The sequence below is a fragment of the Ignavibacteriota bacterium genome (genome assembly GCA_013285405.1).
GTDB lineage: Bacteria > Bacteroidota > Ignavibacteria > Ignavibacteriales > Ignavibacteriaceae > IGN2.
Window position 1 is genome coordinate 865,632 of the sequence record CP053446.1, and the last position, 20,109, is coordinate 885,740.

A 20,109-nucleotide genomic window follows, 5' to 3' on the forward strand; every position below is an offset into this window, starting at 1 on the left:
AATTATTTTCAACCTGACGGAATTATAAATTTAAAAACTTTGGAGGGGAAAATGATAAAAAGATCACACGATAAAATAATATTATTGTCAATAATTCTTTTTGTTTGTTCATTCCACTGCTGTTCGACTGTGAGTTATAAAGAAATTTACCCGATTCTTGCAGATGGGAAATATGACAGCGAATTCCCATACAAAGGCGCATCAAATGAATTGAGAGAAATAAGTTCTACAGTTCACAGAATTAATAGCAGTGTGATATATAAAACTTATACATTCGACAGTAATTCAAATCTAACTCTCAAAAATTTAAAAAGCATTGACCTGCAGGAAGTTGCAATTAGTGAAGGTTATGCAGATCAAACAAATTCAGGTACCGGAACTATAATTTATTTTAATGAGGGAAAAGTAGCTATTCTCACCTGTGCTCACGTTGTTGATTTTCCTGATACAGTAATCTCATTCATACCAAATTCTGGTGGTGAATTATCGGATAAAATCCAGGTCATCTTTATAAAAGAAAGACAAAATATTTATGTCGTTGGTTTCCCTGAAGGCGGTGAGTTTGAATTAATTGTCTCAGATAAAAAAATGGATATCGCAATCATAGGCAAAGATTACAAAATACTTTCTGATTTAAAATTTCCTGTATTTAATTATCCTTTTGGAAAAAGTAAAGAGTTGGATTGGGGATCGTTTGTTTACATTTTTGGATATCCAATCAATAACCAGATGATAACAAAAGCAATCGTAAGTAATCCAAACAAAGATGAGTTTGGTTCATTCCTTGTTGACGCTGTAGTTAACAATGGGATGAGCGGCGGAGTTGTGCTTGCTATCAGAGATGGCGTTCCCAATTTTGAATTAGTCGGAATCATTCAATGGGTTCCTGAGGAAGAGGAAAATATTCTTGTTCCCAAACCTTTAAAAAATAATGAGCGTTACAGTCCTATCGTTCCATATTCAGGCGATGAATATGTAAAAAGATTTTCTTCAATCAGGTATGGTATTGCAAGGGTAATTTCTGCTGAGAGAATCAGTACATTTATCACAGATCACAAAACCAGGTTAAGCAATAAAAAATATTATCTGGATAGATTTTGGAATTGACCAGACATCGGATTTGTGCGAAATTAGTAATAATTATTCAAATCAAAATATTTTTTAAAATCTAAGATATTGAAGTAACTTTTTAACGTGTAGTGTAGTCTTAATAATATCCTTAGAAAATATCCGATGAAAAAAATTTTACAAAAAGAACCAATAAAAATAAATTGCCCGCACTGCAAGCAGGAATCAACCGATGCCTGGATTTGTCAGATGAGTACAGTTTTAGGTGTAAGATATGCTTATTTATGCAGTAATTGCCAAAAATTTCTGGGTATATCAAAAAGTCCTATTTCAACGGTAACTCAAACAAACGGAAAAATAATATTTGCCTGAATTTTTTATCAATCTATATTCTCAAGAATAACTCCCCCACCGTAACAAATAACACTATCTGTTAAATCTCCGGATGTTCCATCATAAAAAACTGCAAACTGACCGGGTGCAATTCCATTATCTGAATCAGACATTTCAACTTTAACATTTCCATCATCCTGCCATTCAACCATGCAATCATGCACTTTTGCTCCGTGACGGATCTTTACTTTGAGTTGTGTTTTTTCAGCAGGAACTTCAGCGATCCAATTAACTTTTCCGACTAAAAATTCTTTGCGTTCACGATCAGCCAGATTCTGATTGGAGACATAAACAATATTTTTCTTAATATCTTTTTTTACGACGAACCACGGACCTCCGCCAAGTTTCAATCCGGATCTTTGTCCTATTGTGTAGTAATAATATCCCGGATGTTTACCTAAAATTTTTTTTGATTCAATATCAATAATATCTCCTTCAATTTCACCAAGATGATGCTTGATAAATTCTTTAAATTTAATCTGTCCGAGAAAACATATTCCCTGGCTGTCTCTTCTTTCCATAGTTGGGAGATTATAATTCTGTGCGAACTTACGGATTTCAGTTTTTTTGAATTTACCAATCGGAAAAAGAGCTCTTGACAATTGTTTCTGCGTCAGGTAAGCTAAAAAATATGTTTGATCTTTGATCGGATCGGGAGAAGTTTTAAGGAGAAATTTTCCGTTTACTAGATCAACTTTTGCATAGTGACCGCTTGCTACTTTTTCAAACGAGCTGTCAATCTTATCATAGAACTCACCAAACTTTATCAGGCTGTTGCAAAAAATATCAGGGTTTGGCGTTCTTCCCTCTTTAATTTCTGAAATCGTATAGGAGACAACATTATCCCAATATTCAGTCTGCAATGGAATTACTTCAAGAGGAACATCAGCCTGTTCACAGACAGCACGCGCATATCTGAGATCTTCCTCCCATGGACATTCGCCGAGAAATGAGAATTCATCCTGAAGCCAGATCTTGAGGTAAAATGCTGTTAACTGATGACCTTCTTCTTTTAACAGACGGAGTGCAACCGAACTATCAACGCCACCGGAGAGCAAAACTGCAACTTTCATCTTTTGATTTTCTGCTTTCCCTCAACAATTCGCTGAAGAACCTGATCGTATAGCGGACGATTTACTTTACTTATTAAGATTGTAGCAAGCTTGGCTGATTTATTTAACCTCTGATAAAATCCAAAACATAAATTCTTGTTTTCAGCACATACTTTCATAATTCCTGTGAGTTTGTTTTCAAAAATTCCGCCTGAAAGAGATTTTATATCTTCATAATGAAAAACTATTTCTTTTCTTGAAAGAAAAAAATCTGAACAAATAACTTTCTGCTCATCAACTTCAATTTTATACGGCAGGATTTTTTTGAGTTTCATGAAATGTTTGTTCAGAAAGTATATTATAAGCAAATTTATAACCAGAGGAACAGTAAAAATAATTTCTTCTTCGAGGAATGTGATTAGAGCAACAGAATAAAGGATTACTATCGGAGTAACTATTAAATTTCCGTACCGGAAAACAATCCTGAATAAAAAAGGATAAGTAAATACCTGATGTTCTATTATGTTTTGATTCATAACTTGAACTTAAATTTACAAATCAATGGGCTAACTTTGAATTCATTTACTGATACCTCAAGCAAACTAAATGTTAGATTCAAATTGAATTCATAAAAGAAAAGCCCGCGGATGCGGGCTGAATCAGAAAGATCTAAAAACTGATTTATTGAATGACAGCTCCAAGTCCCTTTATTTGATAAATCGTCATCGGACCGGTGATTGTTGAAGGATCAAACGTTTCACCTTTTTCTTCTGCAATATGCTCAAAATGTTCAATGGCTTTTTCCTGAGTGAGTTCAATTTTATAAATTGTGCCTTCAACTAAAGCTGTTTTACCTTTTGCTTCAACGGGGAAAACAATGTCGCCGTCTTTAACTTTTACTTTTATCTTCTCACCTTCCACATCTGATTTTATTTCCATCCAGCATCCCATATTCGGGCAGACATCTAAAACTTCTCCTTCGACCAAAACTGTTTTATCGAGAAAAGATTCAGGGTCTTCCAGTATGGCTGAAATATTTGTCTTCTCGGTAAGTGTTAATTCAGCACCCAATTTATCTTCTTCTGTTTGGGCAATTGTTAAACCTAAACTTAAAAGCAGAAATGAAATAAATAATTTGAACTGCATAGTTACTCCTTCAATTAGTTATAATGAATTATTTGAATTTAATAGAGACCGGTTTTTCAATTTCGATTTTCATTCCTGGAAATTTTTCCATGAACTGTTTCATTTCTTCAATGTTTCCAGGTTCATTGTTTCTGAATTCCTTAAATGCTTCTTTGTTCTTCATCATTTCACCTAAGTCCATTTCGAACAGAGTAATAGTAGATCCATTTACGTAAGATGCATTGCTGCTTGTAATATCTCCATCAACTTTAATTGAAATATTAATTTTCATTCCATCCATCATCTTCAAAGCTTCTTCACTCATTTCATCATCATTTTGCTCTGTAACTTCGTCTGTACTGTCTGAATAAACAGAATCTTGACTGAAATTAATCGGCGGACGATCAATAATAAGTTCTGAAACATCACCTTTTATAAATTTAAAGAAATAGTATTCATCGGAGTCTTCACCTTCACTCATCTCCATTTTTGAATCCGGATCAGGTTGAATTCTAATTTTTGAAATATCATCAAAAGAATATATTGCTTCGTATCCTTCCCATTCGTCATTGCTGATAAATTCATGAGAAACATAGTTTACATTGTCGCCGTATTCCTTTGCATCAGCAATAATTTCGTCATCTTTAAAAATTGAAAATTCTTCTTCAGCAGATGTAGATGAATCCTGAAAGGCGATTGCAAATTCTTTCATCATATTGACAAAGGTTTTACTCATCAGCACTTTTTCATTAATAATTCCGCTTCCATCTTTTTTTAGATTGATTGTGGTATCGACCTGAAGACAGCCAGCTAATAAAAAGGTTAATAAAGTTATGTTGAATAAAAATATTAATTTTCTCATAGTTCTTCCCGGGTTTATAAAAACTAATTCGTATTGTGTAAAGATACAGATTTCCTGATATTTTGGTCAGATTTCAAGCAGGTTTATTGTTTAGTATATGATAAAATTGACAGGAAAAGGAGATTTCTGTTTTTTATATTTCACAATGAATTTTAACACATTAAGAATTGTCCCATATCAAATATAAAAACTACGTATTGATCAGAATTACTATTCTGATACTTGTCAGCCTTGTGCTATTTCTTGTTCCGGATTTCAGGAAAAGTATAGATAATGAAATTGAAAATTTATTCATTAAAACAAGAGGTCAGATAGAACCAGACACAAATATTATTATAATCCATTTTTCAGAAAACGACATAGCAAGGATTGGTCCCTGGCCCATTAAAAGAAATTATTATGCACTTCTCATAAATCAACTTACACATCTTGGAGTAAAAAAAATTGGTCTTGAGGTTTTCCTCAGTTCAAGATTAGTAACACAATCTGTTTACGATAATCTATTGATGAAGGAAATAGAGAAATCCGGCAAGGTAATATTGAGCTGTATTGCAGGCAGTATTGTTGAGAAAAATAATTTGTTCGTAACTGATTCACTCAGCTACCCCAGCCCAAAATTATTGAATGAAAAACTTCTTACAGGTCATATTAATTATCTGAAAGAAGATCGCTATGAAATTCCACTTAACATTAGACAAAACGAGGTATATGAAAAAGCGTTTTCATTGCAACTTTCCGGAAAACAACTTGATCAAAAATCTGTCATTGTAAATTTTGTTTCATCCTGGAATAGTTTTAAGAAGTATTCCGCGCTTGATTTTGCAGAGCTTGTTTATTCACAAAGCAATGAGCTTAAACTATTTAAAAATAAAATTATAATTATTGGTATCAGTGATCCGCAAATTGCTTCTGCAATTCAAACTCCCTTTGACGAACAAATGCCAGGTGTTGCGCTGCACGCTTTTGCACTTGATAATATTCTGAACTCACGCGATGTTGATAATAGATTCTATGTTCTATCCGCAACAACTTTATTGTTGATAATTCTGGGGTTAATCATTTATAGAAGTATTTACAATAATAAGAATATAACCATCTATCTGTTCGCTGTAATTTCTGTAATTATTGGTTCATTTGTTTTAATAAACTTTTACTACTGGAAAATTTCACTTTCCTTTTTCTTTATCCCGCTGTTAGCTATAATCATTACCGATATATCGCTTTACTTTATTCAAGGTAAAGAAGAACTCAAAGGCGCACTTGATGAATCAACTGCATTAAGAAATTTACTTCATTCCAAAGAGAATCAGCTCAACACACTTCAGAGAGAAATAAAAGAATCCGGTAAGGAATCATCACAGCTTATTGAAAAAATAAATTCACTTCAAAGTGATATTAAAAAGCTAAAGGGAAGTGAAGATGACAGGTCACAAGCAGGAATTATAGTTAGTGGAAAAGTTGAAAATTTTTATGGTATTATTTATTCATCAACTTTAATGAAAAGAGTTGTTGATTTAATTCAGAAGGCAGCGCCAACTGATGCAACAATTCTGATTACCGGTGACAGTGGAACTGGTAAAGAACTCGTCGCAAAAGCAGTTCATTCTCTAAGCAAAAGGAAAGATAAAAATTTTATTTCTGTTAATTGTGCAGCTTTAAATGATTCACTGCTCGAAAGCGAATTGTTTGGATATGAGAAAGGTGCGTTTACAGGTGCAGTAACGGATAAACAAGGAAGATTTGAACTGGCTGATGGCGGAACAATATTTCTTGACGAGATTGGTGAAACTTCTGAAAACTTTCAGTCTAAACTGCTTCGCGTATTACAATCAGGAGAAATCGAAAAAGTTGGTTCAACAAAACCAAACTCAGTTGATGTCCGCGTAGTCGCTGCCACAAATAAAAATCTTTCAGCATTAGTGAAGGAGAAATTATTTCGGGAAGATCTTTATTACAGGTTGAATGTCATCAATATTGAAGTTCCTCCTTTGAAAGACAGAAAAGAAGATATCAACCTTCTGGCAAAAAGTTTTATTGAGGCTGAAAATTCCAGCCTGCAAATTTCTGTCTCTGCACTGCAAGCACTAAATGATTATAACTGGAAAGGAAATGTAAGAGAACTTGAATCGGTAGTAATGCGAGCAATTATTTTTACTAAATCAGATGGTCGTAATTTAATTCAACTCGCTGACCTTCCAAAAGAAATAGTAAAAGAAACAACTTTTGGATTTGACGATATAGTACTGGAATCTTTAAGAAGCAAAAAGTTTTCACACTCCGCGATAGTTGAAACAGCAAGGGAACTTGGCAATGTGAACAGAACTCTGATCTCCGAAAACTTAAGAGGTCTTGCATTTAAAATATTGGTCGAATGTAACTTCAATATTGATAAAGCGATCCTGACAATCTCAGAATCCGGTGATAAAGAAACCAATGACAGAGTTCGGGATAAATTACAAACATTCATCAAAAACATCGAGAATGACATATTAAAGTCCGGAGTAAATAATTTCGAAGCCGTTAAAAAGAAATTTGCATCGAAGTATAAAAACCTGCCTGTTAAATTTCATTTATATTTGGACAAAGTCATCCAGAATAAAATTGAGCGATTATTATAACTAACATTGAAATACCGGTCTTTCAATTATTAAACCGTTCATTTAAATTTATAAGAAAATTGGGAAGGTTAACTTAATTTAATGTCGGTATTAATATTTTTTTCGGAGAGATAATGAAACAATTAAAATTTACAATTCTTTATATCATTCTTTTTATTTCACCATATCAGCTAAACGCTCAGGATTCAACTGGAACGGAAGAAACCTGGGAATGGAACGAATTTGATGAATGGACTGATTGGCATAATAAAAGACCTGCAATTTCATTAAACTATGGAATATCTGATATTTCGCGGACAGATGTGGAAGCACCCTTCGCAGATAACCATCTGATTGAACTTAAACTTGGATACAGCTACACCAAAATTTCAAAGTATGCTGATTATATCAATAAAAGCAATTTCAATTATTTATTTCTGAATCGTAATTCAACGGCACTTGCAGGTGGCTCCGATAATATCTCAGATATTGTAACTAATAACTGGCAGTTCGGTGCTGGCTGGTCAGATAGCTACGGATATATACTTAGTGAATCTACTTCGATCAGTCCATATTATGCTTCTTCATTTATCTGGACAAATCTGGATTTTTCTGATGATACACTTAGTCCAAATGACGAGAGAATCAAAGAACTTTACGATGAATCGTTTCGATTTGGTTCTGGTAGTGAAGCAGGCATTCGTTTCCAAACAGCAAACTTAATATCCATTGATGCGGGTTATGAGAGATCTATTGTTTTTGAAAGACACTTGTTCTGGAAATGGGCTGGCAGTGCAATCATTGAAGCTGCAGCTAACGGCGTGCTTGATGTTTTTATAAAAGAAATTTTTAAATCTTCTCCATCGGCAGGACCGATTGTGTTTTTTATTTTGAAGAGTGCTTTAGGTTATGGATTGTATGAACTTCGGCAGGAAAAGATGAATTGGCCATTCCCGAGTGCCCCACCAATTGCAATGGATAACATAAAGTTTGGTGTGACGTTAACGTTTTAACTTTCAAACATGCAACCATGCATTCACGCAGCCGATCAAGCGTTTAAGAGACGTTTGCATGGATGCATGAAGTTATTGTCTGAATATAATTTTAATATTAACGATTTCCGATTTACTTCCGGTTCTGACAGGTGGTCCCCAGGTTCCGGCTCCCGAAGTTACATAATAATGTGTATTACTTTTCTTTTTATATCCCCAACTAATTTCGTAAATCAAATTTGTGATGATATTTGCCGGCCAAATTTGACCATGATGAGTGTGACCAGAAAATTGTAAGTCAATTCCGTTTTTTTCAGCCTGTTCTAATTTAACAGGAGTGTGATCTAAAAGGATTTTTGGAAGGGACTTCGTTGAACTACGTTCGCTTAAATTGTTTGCATTTATTGATTGAATAATCTGCTCAAGAGATTTTCTCTCTTTACCGGTGAACTGTTTCATCACTACATCTTCCCTGCCGATAATATAAAAGCTGCTGTCAATCAAAACATACTCATCACGAAGAACTTTTATTCCCAAATGTTCAGCATATTTAACTGATGCTTCAACTCTATTAATAAATTCGTGATTTCCGTTGATTGTGTAAATACCATATTTCGGATTTAGTTTTCTAAATGACTCGCCTATTTTTCTTTGTTCAAGTACTTCTGCTTTATCATCAACTATATCGCCTGCCAGAAGAATTATATCCGGATTAAGCGAATTCATTTTGTTAATGATTCTGGATAGTAATCTCTCGCCATCAATCGGAGAAAGGTGTAAATCGGAAGCAGCAGCAATGTTGATCTCTGATAATTTTCCATCACCTTTCGGAAAAGTAAACTCTAACGTTTTAACTGTAATATCTCGCTTGTTCAGATTACCTAAAAAAACAATGAGGCTAACAAGTGCAATGATAACAATTGCTGTTATCTTTTTTGTCTGCTCATAATTATCGTGAAGAGATTTTGGAAGAAAATTAAAAAAATGTTCTGCCAGCCTTATTAAATCCAGACCAAGCAAAAGCAAAATGAAGTAAACAAGAAAAGCAAACCAGATTGCTCCAACTGCAAGCCATAAATCATAAACAGCAGGGTGCAGAAATTTATAGAGAACCTTTGCAAAAACGTATCCGTATGCAACAATAATAAACGCCGCTACATAAAAAGGTTTTAGAGCGGGAAATGTATGAAGTGTTTGCCATCCCCTTATAAAAACGTAGTAATTAAGGGCAGTGTAAACCGTGAAGAATATTGTGAAGAATAAAGCCATTTTGCCAAATATATTATTTGAATAAACGTTAAGATAGACTTAATGGTTCAAATGATGAACTGTGGAAAAGTTTTTGTGATTTGAAACAAAACCATCGCGGACAAAAATTAACAGGACAGTAATCTGAGGACAGCTTTCTGCCCGCAATGGTAAGGAGGCTATGCTTATTTGTAGGAATTTAAAACTTTCATATAATTTGCTCGTTCAAATTTTGCCGGATCTTCAACATTCATATAACTCATACTTCCTCTCATCTGTTCGAGAGATTCATATTCTTTTTCTTCCATCCATAATTTAATTTTAGAAGTAACATCGGCAATGTGACCAATTCCAAACTTCAATAAACAGGAAAGCATCTGAGTTACTTTTGCACCAGCCATTATCATTTTAATGACGTCCTCCGCCGTATAAATACCGCTTGTTGCAGCAAGATCAGCATTTGTTCTTCCGTAAAGTATTGCAATCCATCTCAGTGGAAGTCTCATTGCAAATGGAGTACTTAGAATAACATTTGGTTCAACTTCCAGCGTATCGAGATTGATATCCGGCTGATAAAATCTGTTAAATAAAACCAACCCATCAGCACCGGCTTTGTTTAACTCTTTCGCCATATGTGCAACTGAACTGAAAAAAGGATGCATCTTCACTGCAATTGGAATTTTAATTTCTGATTTTACTCTTTTGACAATGTGAACATATTTTTTTTCAAGTTCTTCACTCCTCTGATCAAGATCAGTCGCAAGAAAATAGATATTCAGTTCAAGACCATCCGCACCAGCTTGCTCAATTTGTTTTGCATAATCTATCCATCCACCAAGTGACTTGCCATTCAGGCTCGCTATCAATGGTATATCAACAGATTCTTTTATTTTTCTTATATGATTAAGATATTCTTCCGGACCCATTTTGTATTCGAAAGGTTCAGGAAAATAGCTTGTTGCTTCAGCAAAGCTTTCGGCTGAACCATTTGTATGATGATGAAGTTCTAAGGATTCATGTTCAAGCTGTTCTTCAAACAAAGAATAAAGAACAACTGCTCCGGCACCTGCATCTTCCATTAATTTAACACCTGATAATTCCTGAGATAATGGACCTGCTGAAGGAACAATAGGTGATTTTAGTTTTAAACCTAAGTATGTGGTTGATAAATCCATTTTAAAACCTTTGAATTATATTTTCAAATTATTCCAGATTATTTTTTTCAGCTTTACCGTTTCCCGGATCCCAGGAAGCTAATCTTACGTACTCTTTCCACCGGTTTGTTACATCTTCCTGCGCTTCGTTCATCAATTGTTCAGCAATCTTGGGATGTGATTTGGTAAGCATCTTAAATCTGGTTTCCATATATGTAAAATCTTTAACTGGTATCTTAGGATCTTTAGAATCGAGTTTGAATGGATTCTTACCTTCTTTTGCAAGGTCCGGATGATACCTGTAAAGCTGCCAGTAACCTGAATCAACAGCAGCTTTCTGGTTCTCCATACCTTTACCCATATTAATACCATGAGCAATACAATGACTGTATGCAATAATCAATGAAGGTCCGTCATAAGCTTCCGCTTCGATGAACGCTCTGAGCGTATGTTGATCATTTGCGCCCATTGCAACTTTAGCAACATAAACATTACCGTATGTCATCGCCATCAAACCAAGATCTTTTTTAGCGGTTGGTTTACCGGCAGCAGCAAACTTTGCAACAGCACCGCGTTGTGTGGCTTTTGAACATTGTCCACCAGTGTTTGAGTAAACCTCTGTATCGAGTACTAATATGTTTACATTTTTTCCTGAAGCAAGAACGTGATCAAGTCCGCCAAAACCAATATCGTATGCCCAACCATCACCGCCCATAATCCAGACAGATTTTTTCACAAGATAATCAGCTAAGCTTAACAAATGTTTTAAATCGCTTGCTTTTTCACCGCTTACAGATTTAAGAAGATCATTTAATATTTTCTTCAGAATATCAACTCTTTCCCGTTGCTCATAAATTTCCGCTTCATCTTTCTGTGATGAATTTATAATTGTATTTACCAGATCTTCACCAATATCATTTGCATATTTTCCAAGTAGTTCTTTTGCCTGTCCATTATGCTTATCAATTGCAAGACGGAAACCAAAACCGAACTCAGCATTATCTTCAAATAAAGAATTAGACCAGGCAGGTCCTCTTCCATCTTTATTTGCTGCCCAAGGAGTTGTTGGTAAATTGCCGCCATAAATTGAAGAGCATCCTGTTGCATTTGCAACGATAGTTCTGTCACCAAATAACTGGCTTACAAGTTTAACATAAGGAGTTTCACCACACCCTGAACACGCACCTGAAAATTCAAATAATGGTTCGAGGAATTGTGAATCTTTTATCTTGGTAACATTAATTTTTTTTCTGTCGAGATCGGGAATTGAGAGGAAGTAATCCCAATTAACTCTTTCCTGATTACGAATCGGAATTTGCTCAGACATATTAATTGCTTTAAGGCGTGTTTCCTTTTTATTTTTTGCAGGACAAAAATCAACGCAGAGTTCGCAGCCTGTGCAATCTTCCACAGCTACCTGCAGCGAGTAATACATATTCTCGCCGTAATCTTTCGATTTGAATTTTGTGTACTTAAATGTCGGAGGTGCATTTTTAATATATGACTCATCAAAAACTTTTGCACGTATTGTAGCATGTGGACAAGCAATAACACATTTGTTGCATTGAATACAAACTTCAGGATCCCAAACCGGAACTTCCAGAGCAATATTTCTCTTTTCCCATTTTGTTGTTGAAAGAGGGAATGTTCCATCGATTGGGAATTTACTCACAGGAATGTTATCGCCATCGAATCCTATAATCTTTGCTGTTACATCTTTCACAAATGCAGGAGCGTTAGCACTAACTGGTGGTTGCATCTGAATCTTGCTTGTAACTTTATCAGGGATGCTCACTTCAAACAGGTTAGCAAGTGTTTTATCGACAGCATCGAAATTCATTTGAACTATTTTATCACCTTTTACGCCGTAAGTTTTCTTTATTGAATCCTTAATTAATTTAATTGCTTCTTCTTTAGGAAAGATATTTGAGATAGCAAAGAAACAGGTTTGCATAATGGTATTGATTCTAACACCCATTCCGGTTTCTTCACCAACTTTATAAGCATCAATGATGAAGAACTTCATTTTCTTCTGGATAAGATCTTTCTGAACGTTTTCCGGCAGTGAATCCCAAACTTGCTCTTTCGGCACTTTAGTATTTAAAAGGAATGTGGAGCCTTCCATTGCTCCTCTGAGCATATCAAGTTTTTCCAGAAAAACCTGCTGATGACAGGCAATAAAATTAGCACGATTAATAAGATATGTTGATTTTATTTCTTTAGGTCCGAAACGCAAATGAGATATAGTCATTGACCCTGATTTCTTAGAATCATAAACGAAGTAGCCTTGAGCAAAGTAATCAGTTCCTTCACCAATTATTTTAATCGAGTTTTTATTTGCACCAACCGTTCCATCTGCACCCAATCCGTAAAACTTTCCTTTGAAAGTTTCTTTTGCTTCAACGGAGAAATTAGGATCGAACTCCAAACTTGTATTTGTAACATCTTCTTTAATACCAACAGTGAAATGATTTTTCGGTTTGCTATTACCCAGATTATCAAGTACTGCTTTCACCATTGCCGGAGTAAATTCTTTTGAGGACAAACCATATCTTCCACCAACAATTTTTGGATAATTGAATTTAAGTTCTCCTGCAACAAATTTTTCTGAGATTGAGTTTACAATATCAAGATAGAGAGGTTCACCGGAAGCACCGGGCTCTTTAGTTCTGTCTAATACTGCAATTGCTTTGACTGATTGAGGAAGTGAATTAATAAAATGATCAATTGAAAATGGTCTGTATAATCTGACTTTTATTAAACCGACCTTCTCTCCTTTTTGATTAAGATAATTTACGGTTTCTTCAGCAGCATCAGAACCGGAACCCATCATTACAATAACTTTCTCTACATCCTTTGCACCAACGTAATCAAACAAATGATATTGTCTGCCAACTAATTTTGCAAATTTATCCATCTGCTGCTGAACAATTCCCGGGCAAGCAATGTAAAATGGATTAACAGTTTCTCTCGCCTGAAAGAAAACATCAGGATTTTGTGCGGTACCACGAAGAACCGGATTGTCGGGAGTGAGTCCTCTTTTTCTGTGAGCAATAACCAAATCATCATCAATCATTGCATGCATATCATCTTTAGTCAACTCTTCAATTTTCATAACTTCATGTGAGGTACGGAACCCATCAAAGAAATGCAGAAATGGAATACGTGCATTAAGAGTTGCAGCCTGAGCTATCAGAGCAAAGTCCATAACTTCCTGCGGATTGTTGGAAGCTAAAAGAGCAAATCCGGTTTGTCTTGCTGCCATAACATCACTATGATCTCCAAAGATAGAAAGTGCATGTGCTGCTACAGTTCTGGCAGAGACATGAAAAACGGTAGAAGTTAATTCTCCTGCTATCTTAAACATATTAGGTATCATCAACAGCAAACCTTGCGAAGCAGTAAAAGTTGTTGTTAATGCACCGCTCTGCAATGCACCGTGAACGCTACCTGATGCACCACCTTCACTCTGCAGTTCGCTGACTGAAGGTACTATTCCCCAAATATTTTTCTTACCTACTGCTGACCAATCATCACAATGCTCACCCATATTTGATGAAGGAGTAATTGGATATATCGCAATTACTTCGTTTGTATGAAAGGCTGTATAAGCAGCGGCTTCGTTTCCATCAATAGTTACTTTATTCCGATTCATTTCTCTTCCATTTATTTATTAAAAAGCGAGGAAATCTGACTACACACTGATTCCAACTATTATACCAGCTAAATACTTTTATTAGTTGTTTTATTAGATGCTTTTTTTTTCAAAAGTGGAAATGAGACCATATAACTAAAACTGAATTCCCACTTTTAAGAATGATATAATACTTATCTGTCCGCACAATGAATATGCAACTACACCTGTTAGTATTACTGATAAATCATTAGTCAATCATTTATAAATAATTATTATATTAACACAGTATTTTCATCTGCTGTTTACAAATACTATTAATTACTATTCATCCAAATAATAGGAGGATAAATGGATCAGAACAACTTACCAGGTTCCTTTAGACAAGAAGTATCAGTCGGCGATTGGATGATAACTCTGCTTATCACCGCTTTGCCATTAATTGGTTTAATCATGCTTTTTGTTTGGGCGTTTGGAGATGGAACAAATCCGAGTAAAAAAAATTGGGCAAAGGCTACATTAATTTGGTATGCGATTTGGTTCGTTCTCGTAATTATTTTCTTTATTATGTTTTGGGCGTTCATTAGTGCAATGTTAAGTGGAATGAGTGGAACATATTCTTAATTAAATTTACTTTAAAAAATAATATGAGGGCTTTATGCCCTCTTCTTATTACAGAAATTTTGAGTTTCATTCTTGAAGTTTTGTTACCTTATTTATCATTCAATTAAAAGTTGAACAATGCTGCAACTTTAAATCACAAGGAAAATTAAAATTTCTTTATCCAATAAATCTGGTTCGAATAAAAAGCGATTTGATTTTATAGATCAGTTTCGCGGTTTCGTTGGCATACTGATGCTTCTTGGTCACAGTTCGTACTATTTCAATTCAATCTGGTTATATCTCGATCCTGCCGATCCGTTAATTCCTAACTGGGAACAATTTGCCCTTAGATACATTGGCTACATCTGTGCACCCGGTTTTCTAATGATGAATGGTGCGATGGTTTGGTGGACATACCAAAACAGAATATTAAAAGGATCAACAGATTGGAATGCAAAATGGCATTTAATTCAACGTGGATTATTTCTCGTACTTGTTCAGATTACCTGGGTAAATTCTTCGTGGAGCGGATTCGCATCATTTAAACCTGATCACCTTGGAATTATTTCTACTATTGGTTTTGCAATGTTACTTCTCACAATAATTGTTAAAATGAAATGGCAAATCAGGTTAGCCATCGCAATAATTATTTTACTAGTCCATCCGCTGCTATTAAGGATTCAGTACAATCCTGATATTTACTGGCAGCAGATTTTAATGCAGTCATTTATTGATTCAGGTGATTTCAATAAATATCCGATTCTCCCATGGTTTGCGCTCGCAACACTCGGTTCAGTTATGGCAACGGGCTGGTTAAAGAGCTGGCAGTCGGATAAAGAAAAAATAATTTATAGTTTCATTATTGGTTTCGCTTCATTGCTAATAGCTACATTTATAAGAATGGAAAGAGGGTACGGAAACATCTTTCCATTTTCTGATTTTGGTTCATTTTCATTTTTCTTTGATCAGAAATATCCACCAAGTTTATTTCATAATCTATGGTTCTTCGGTTGGGTTGTGATAGGTGTCGGTACCATCATTTTCATTAATATGTATTTTCAAAATTTGCTGAAATTTTTATCGTTAGTTGGCAGAGTTCCGCTATTTTTCTATTGTGTTCATCTCGCTTTACTCGGAATATTTTCAAAAAGATTTGATCTGTACTATCGCGAAGGTTACGTCACTGAAACTTTAATCGGGTTTGTAATCATGATGATTATTATGCTGCCGCTGACAAAATGGTTTGGTGGAGTTAAACAACGAAGCAAGAATTACTTAATAAAAATGATCTGATGAAAAAAATAAAAGCGCAAAAATATTTTATTTATAATATCGTTTGTCTGGTTATAATTTTTCTACTTTTAATTCCAGGTTGTGCAAGCCGTGAGAGAAGACCGGTTATTCTTGCTGATTCAACATATTATTATAACTCGACTCTTGAAAAAGATTCCTCCGCTGGAATTTCACTCAGCAATAAAATCAGCAAAAAAACAGGAAGACCAATTAAACCCGGTACAATTTTCAAATTGGATGATAATGCAAAATTATTTGCAAGTATCGAAAACAACTTTTCAAAAAATGAATTATCAATGCTTCACATAGATTGGATTGATTCTGAGGGTAATTCTTTTTATAGAAAAAGAATTGATATTTATCCAAAAGATTCGTTGTTGTTGATATCAAGCTCAATTTCTATATCACCTGAAAAAAGAGAAAAAGGAAATTATTCAGTTCGGTTTTATTTGTTCAGGGAACTTTTTGCTGAAAAGAAATTCCAACTTGTTGATTCTTCAACTTACTCAAAACTATTTCCTCCAAAAGAAAAATCAAAATCCGAGAAAAAACAGCAAAAGAAAATTAAAAAGAAGAAAGTAACAAAATCCAAAACCAGCATCGAACAGGTGAAAGCAGAAATAATTTTATGTAAAAAGCTGAGTGAAAAAACCGGTAAGCCAATTGGTGTTGATTCAATATTTGTGATCGGAAACAAAGCCAATGTGAAAGCAGTTGTAAATATTACAAAGCCCGATGTAAAAGCTAATGAACAAATGAAGTTTTATTTTGAGTGGAGCGGACCGGATAATGAAACATTTTATAAAAAAAGAATAGTTTATACAACAAGCAGCCCAACATTTACAATTTCGAATTCAATTTCAGTCACGCCTGAAAAGCGAATACCAGGTGTTTATAAAATTCAGGTAATTTATAAAAAGAAAGTAATAGCTAATCAGGAATTTATACTTGCTGCACCGGAGAAATGAAATTCAATTTCAGGGAACAGAAATTACAACCAAACCTTCCACTTCATCCGCTACATAAATGTAATTATCCTTTAGTGCCACTGCCAAAGCATATTTTGTCTCAACAGTACCAATCCGAACAGGAGAATACAGATTTGACACATCAAATATTTGAAGTCCTCGTAATTCCGTCGTCAGAAAAATTTTATTATTATCATAAACCACTTCCTTCGCATATCCACCTGCAGAATATGAGTTGATTATTTTCACATTTAAAGTGTCGGAATAATCAACTGTAACAAAACCCCCTGTTCCACAAGCAAGAAATGCAATAGGAAGATCCGAATGAATTGCTACATCTTCGGCATAACCCGGTGTATCAAGCAAATCCATAAGCGGATAAATATTAAAGCCATCCTGAAAGTCTGATATATTAAAAATCGTAAATCCAACTTCGCCGCAAGCAACAAACAGTAAATTACTATCGGCTGAAGCTTACAAACTGATTGTGCATAACCAGGGACAAAGAATGTTTGTCTGAAATCAGGGTATGTGGGGTTGTTTATTTTTGTAATATTTACACCTTCTTCACTAACGGCAGTAAAAAGAAAATCGCCCATAATATGAAAATTTTTTGCGGGTGCAATAGCACGAATTTCCGGTATGATTAAAGGATTCATTGGATTAGATACATTTACAATACCAACACCAAAACCACCAGCCGCAAGATAGATCACACTGTCTTTATTAATTAAATTGTATGCGTAACCTCTCAAGCCATAAATCAACTCAGAAATAAATTTAGGTTCTTTCGGGTTTGAAACATTTAAAATCATTAATCCTCCCTGACCCTGTGATATATATGCTAAAGAATCTTTCAAAAAAATATCCTGTGCATATCCTGTGGTAGCATATTTGGTAACTATTTTATATCCTCCATCTCCGCCAATAATTGATTCAGGATCATTCGGGGTACCACAAGCAATTAAAAATAAGAGAATAAAAAACAGAATCACTTTAAATATATTTAGCATAATTATTCTTTCGATAAATATTTGAGTTACTCTTTAAAATTTCAGTGTGTAATTAAAATTTATACCAACACGATACTGTATGTAATCTTTTTCGTCCGAAACATATTCTTTATTCGCTTCAGCGGCAGAGCTGGATTCTCTTTTAAACCAATGATAAAATGCAGTTGCTGAAAAGTTATCCATCAAATTAAAGTTATAATTAACAAAAATGCGATAATTGTAATCATAACGACCGGCATGGAGAGGGTCCAATTCCAAATAATGATCGGTTGTATAAAAAGCTCTTAAATATTGAAAATCGATACTGATGTCATTATTCCGTGAAAAAACTTCTGGCAGGATATAATCAAATCCTGCATAATAAGCATGCTCGAAGTTTGTTGCATCAGAATCGTCTGAATCTTCTTTTGTTTCTGTTGGTTCATCAAAACCTTTTGCATCAGAAGTTGAATACAGGTAACCAATATTGACATCCAGATTTTTGAATAATGATTGGTAAATCCTGAAACCATAAATATAATCGTTACTATCGTATTCTGTGTTAGATTCATCAAGGTAATATCTGTCATAAGTAAAATAAACACGGGCTCGTGTCGTCTTCCAATCAAATATATGTTGCAGCCAGAAACTGAAATCATCTTTTGAAAATATATATGGTCGGAATGTTTCAGGCGTGAATCCATAATACATGACCCAGTCTTCATCTCTGAAATGACGTACATAAAATTCCGGCAGATATGAATACGAAGCTGAGAGAGAAGTTGAAGTTGTTATATACTGACGCAGAAATATGTTATAAGTTTCCCATGTCTTTATTGAGTTAAGAGTGTAAGCATCAGAATCATAGCCTGCACCAAGAATAGTTTTTAAATTCCCGATTATATTATCAGTATAAGTAAGTCCGACCGAGTAACTCCAAACAAGATCATCAACAGTTTCTATGTGAAATCTTCCTTCGTCTTCCAGATTTTTAAATCTGTCAATATATTTTTGTGAGTATTTCAGGATGTTGCTGTCATAGTACGGTCTTACAGAGAAACTCAGGCTCCAATTATCAACCTTTTTCTCTTTATTCGTTTTCTTTTTTTGACCATATAATTCATTACTGCAGATTGAGAATAATATAATAAAACAAAAAATTAGAAAGCCGTATTTGGTCAGGGTGGGATTATTTGTTCTTGTTAACACTTAATTACTTTCCAATCTGATATCTTTTTTAGGAAATAAAATTCTTCCGAGGATTAAATATTTATCGAGGGTGATGATTTCATAACTATGAACACCTGATGGTACAGTAATATAAATTTCATTTGCTTTACCCGGAGTTCTTTTCCCGTCGTTCCTGTACTTTGTAACATCAGAACGGTCTGAACAAAGCATATATGTATTCTTTAATTTCTTATCTTCCCGTACTTCCACACGATAGTTTAATTTACCTTTCAGTTTATAATCAAACTCAACACGATTTAATATCCTCAATGTAGTTGGACCATAAATTTTAATTTTCATTGGTTTATCGGAGGAATATCTGAAGTATGTTACAATATCCTCGTCTGTAACAAGACTTACAGGCTGGTTTGGATATGATGGTGATAAAGAAACCCAATCAATTTTTTTCTCCTTTGTTGCAGTAAAAAGAGAACGAGTAAATATTTTTATTTCCTCCGAACCACTCCATAATTCAATTGAATTTTCACCACGTGATAATTCGACTAATATATTTTCACCGACTGTCGGATATCCAGATATAGTATTCTTAAACTTAGATTTTTCATCAGCGTTTACATTATTGAAATCGACTTTTATTTTATTGCCGCCATTTATTCTGTAATAAACTATGTAATCTAAATCATTCTGATCTTTACTGACTAACTGACAACGAGTAATAATTTTTAACTTACCCGGACCCCTTGTAGTAAGCAAAAGCGCTTCTTTGTTTAATAGCGGATAATATTTATAACTTTCATTCGCAACAATAATGAAAACAGAACTGCTGGCATTTTTGGGAATGAGCACTTTTGTTTTCGGTGCCCCTAACGCAGTTATCTGTATCACAAAGAATGATAGTATCAGGAGAAACTGAAATATGGAATATTTATGCTTCATT

The 20,109-nt window shown here is 34.4% G+C and carries 18 protein-coding genes; 7 read left to right on the forward strand and 11 right to left on the reverse strand.

The window, feature by feature from the left end; all coding sequences use genetic code 11:
* Nucleotides 1–51: 51 nt before the first annotated feature.
* Complete coding sequence (locus tag HND39_03735; protein ID QKJ95461.1) at nucleotides 52–1,107, forward strand: trypsin-like peptidase domain-containing protein; 1,056 nt, start codon at nucleotides 52–54, stop codon at nucleotides 1,105–1,107.
* A 126-nt stretch (nucleotides 1,108–1,233) separates the two neighbouring features.
* Nucleotides 1,234–1,440, forward strand: coding sequence for a hypothetical protein (locus HND39_03740; protein ID QKJ95462.1), 207 nt, complete (start codon nucleotides 1,234–1,236; stop codon nucleotides 1,438–1,440).
* A gap of 8 nt (nucleotides 1,441–1,448) precedes the next feature.
* Here the strand turns inward: HND39_03740 and mnmA are convergent, their stop codons facing one another.
* The 4 genes from mnmA to HND39_03760 all read right to left on the reverse strand — a co-directional run bounded on the left by mnmA (nucleotide 1,449) and on the right by HND39_03760 (nucleotide 4,500).
* Complete coding sequence (gene mnmA / locus HND39_03745; protein ID QKJ95463.1) at nucleotides 1,449–2,534, reverse strand: tRNA 2-thiouridine(34) synthase MnmA; 1,086 nt, start codon at nucleotides 2,532–2,534, stop codon at nucleotides 1,449–1,451.
* Entirely contained in the window at nucleotides 2,531–3,049 is a 519-nt protein-coding gene (locus HND39_03750; protein QKJ95464.1) for a hypothetical protein, read from the reverse strand. The genes mnmA and HND39_03750 overlap by 4 nt, the downstream gene beginning before the upstream one ends.
* A 145-nt stretch (nucleotides 3,050–3,194) precedes the next feature.
* Nucleotides 3,195–3,659 carry a DUF4920 domain-containing protein gene (locus tag HND39_03755; protein ID QKJ95465.1) on the reverse strand — a complete coding sequence of 155 codons (465 nt, stop codon included), beginning with the start codon at nucleotides 3,657–3,659 and terminating at the stop codon, nucleotides 3,195–3,197.
* A 28-nt stretch (nucleotides 3,660–3,687) separates the two neighbouring features.
* A complete protein-coding gene (locus HND39_03760) occupies nucleotides 3,688–4,500 on the reverse strand; it encodes a hypothetical protein (protein QKJ95466.1) in 813 nt (270 codons plus the stop codon).
* A gap of 938 nt (nucleotides 4,501–5,438) precedes the next feature.
* On the opposite strand from HND39_03760, the gene HND39_03765 reads away from it, so the two are divergent.
* Nucleotides 5,439–7,118 (forward strand): sigma 54-interacting transcriptional regulator, encoded by a 1,680-nt coding sequence (locus HND39_03765; GenBank protein QKJ97867.1) that lies wholly within the window; start codon nucleotides 5,439–5,441, stop codon nucleotides 7,116–7,118.
* A gap of 113 nt (nucleotides 7,119–7,231) precedes the next feature.
* Nucleotides 7,232–8,110 (forward strand): hypothetical protein, encoded by an 879-nt coding sequence (locus HND39_03770; GenBank protein ID QKJ95467.1) that lies wholly within the window; start codon nucleotides 7,232–7,234, stop codon nucleotides 8,108–8,110.
* A 72-nt stretch (nucleotides 8,111–8,182) separates the two neighbouring features.
* On the opposite strand, the gene HND39_03775 is transcribed toward HND39_03770, so the two are convergent.
* From HND39_03775 to nifJ, 3 genes are all read right to left on the reverse strand, one after another.
* Complete coding sequence (locus HND39_03775; protein ID QKJ95468.1) at nucleotides 8,183–9,358, reverse strand: metallophosphoesterase; 1,176 nt, start codon at nucleotides 9,356–9,358, stop codon at nucleotides 8,183–8,185.
* Between the two features lie 164 nt (nucleotides 9,359–9,522).
* Complete coding sequence (locus tag HND39_03780; protein QKJ95469.1) at nucleotides 9,523–10,512, reverse strand: dihydroorotate dehydrogenase-like protein; 990 nt, start codon at nucleotides 10,510–10,512, stop codon at nucleotides 9,523–9,525.
* Between the two features lie 28 nt (nucleotides 10,513–10,540).
* Entirely contained in the window at nucleotides 10,541–14,146 is a 3,606-nt protein-coding gene (nifJ, locus tag HND39_03785; protein QKJ95470.1) for a pyruvate:ferredoxin (flavodoxin) oxidoreductase, read from the reverse strand.
* Nucleotides 14,147–14,476: 330 nt separating this feature from the next.
* On the opposite strand from nifJ, the gene HND39_03790 reads away from it, so the two are divergent.
* The 3 genes from HND39_03790 (at nucleotide 14,477) to HND39_03800 (ending at nucleotide 16,989) form a co-directional block, all read left to right on the forward strand.
* The gene (locus tag HND39_03790; GenBank protein ID QKJ95471.1) at nucleotides 14,477–14,749 is read left to right on the forward strand and encodes a hypothetical protein; all 273 of its coding nucleotides are present in this window, start codon (nucleotides 14,477–14,479) and stop codon (nucleotides 14,747–14,749) included.
* A 231-nt stretch (nucleotides 14,750–14,980) separates the two neighbouring features.
* On the forward strand, nucleotides 14,981–16,021 hold the full coding sequence (locus tag HND39_03795) for a DUF1624 domain-containing protein (GenBank protein ID QKJ97868.1): 1,041 nt from the start codon (nucleotides 14,981–14,983) through the stop codon (nucleotides 16,019–16,021).
* Nucleotides 16,021–16,989: a hypothetical protein gene (locus HND39_03800; protein QKJ95472.1), complete on the forward strand. Its 969-nt coding sequence runs from the start codon at nucleotides 16,021–16,023 to the stop codon at nucleotides 16,987–16,989. Before HND39_03795 ends, HND39_03800 begins: the two co-directional genes overlap by 1 nt.
* A 9-nt stretch (nucleotides 16,990–16,998) precedes the next feature.
* Here the strand turns inward: HND39_03800 and HND39_03805 are convergent, their stop codons facing one another.
* Genes HND39_03805 through HND39_03820 form a run of 4 tightly spaced genes read right to left on the reverse strand, consistent with a single transcriptional unit; the run spans nucleotide 16,999 to nucleotide 20,108 of the window.
* Nucleotides 16,999–17,361: a hypothetical protein gene (locus HND39_03805; GenBank protein QKJ95473.1), complete on the reverse strand. Its 363-nt coding sequence runs from the start codon at nucleotides 17,359–17,361 to the stop codon at nucleotides 16,999–17,001.
* Nucleotides 17,322–18,002: a hypothetical protein gene (locus tag HND39_03810; protein ID QKJ95474.1), complete on the reverse strand. Its 681-nt coding sequence runs from the start codon at nucleotides 18,000–18,002 to the stop codon at nucleotides 17,322–17,324. Before HND39_03810 ends, HND39_03805 begins: the two co-directional genes overlap by 40 nt.
* Nucleotides 18,003–18,035: 33 nt before the next feature.
* Complete coding sequence (locus tag HND39_03815) at nucleotides 18,036–19,190, reverse strand: hypothetical protein (protein ID QKJ95475.1); 1,155 nt, start codon at nucleotides 19,188–19,190, stop codon at nucleotides 18,036–18,038.
* A complete protein-coding gene (locus tag HND39_03820) occupies nucleotides 19,191–20,108 on the reverse strand; it encodes a hypothetical protein (GenBank protein QKJ95476.1) in 918 nt (305 codons plus the stop codon).
* Between the last annotated feature and the right edge of the window lies 1 nt (nucleotide 20,109).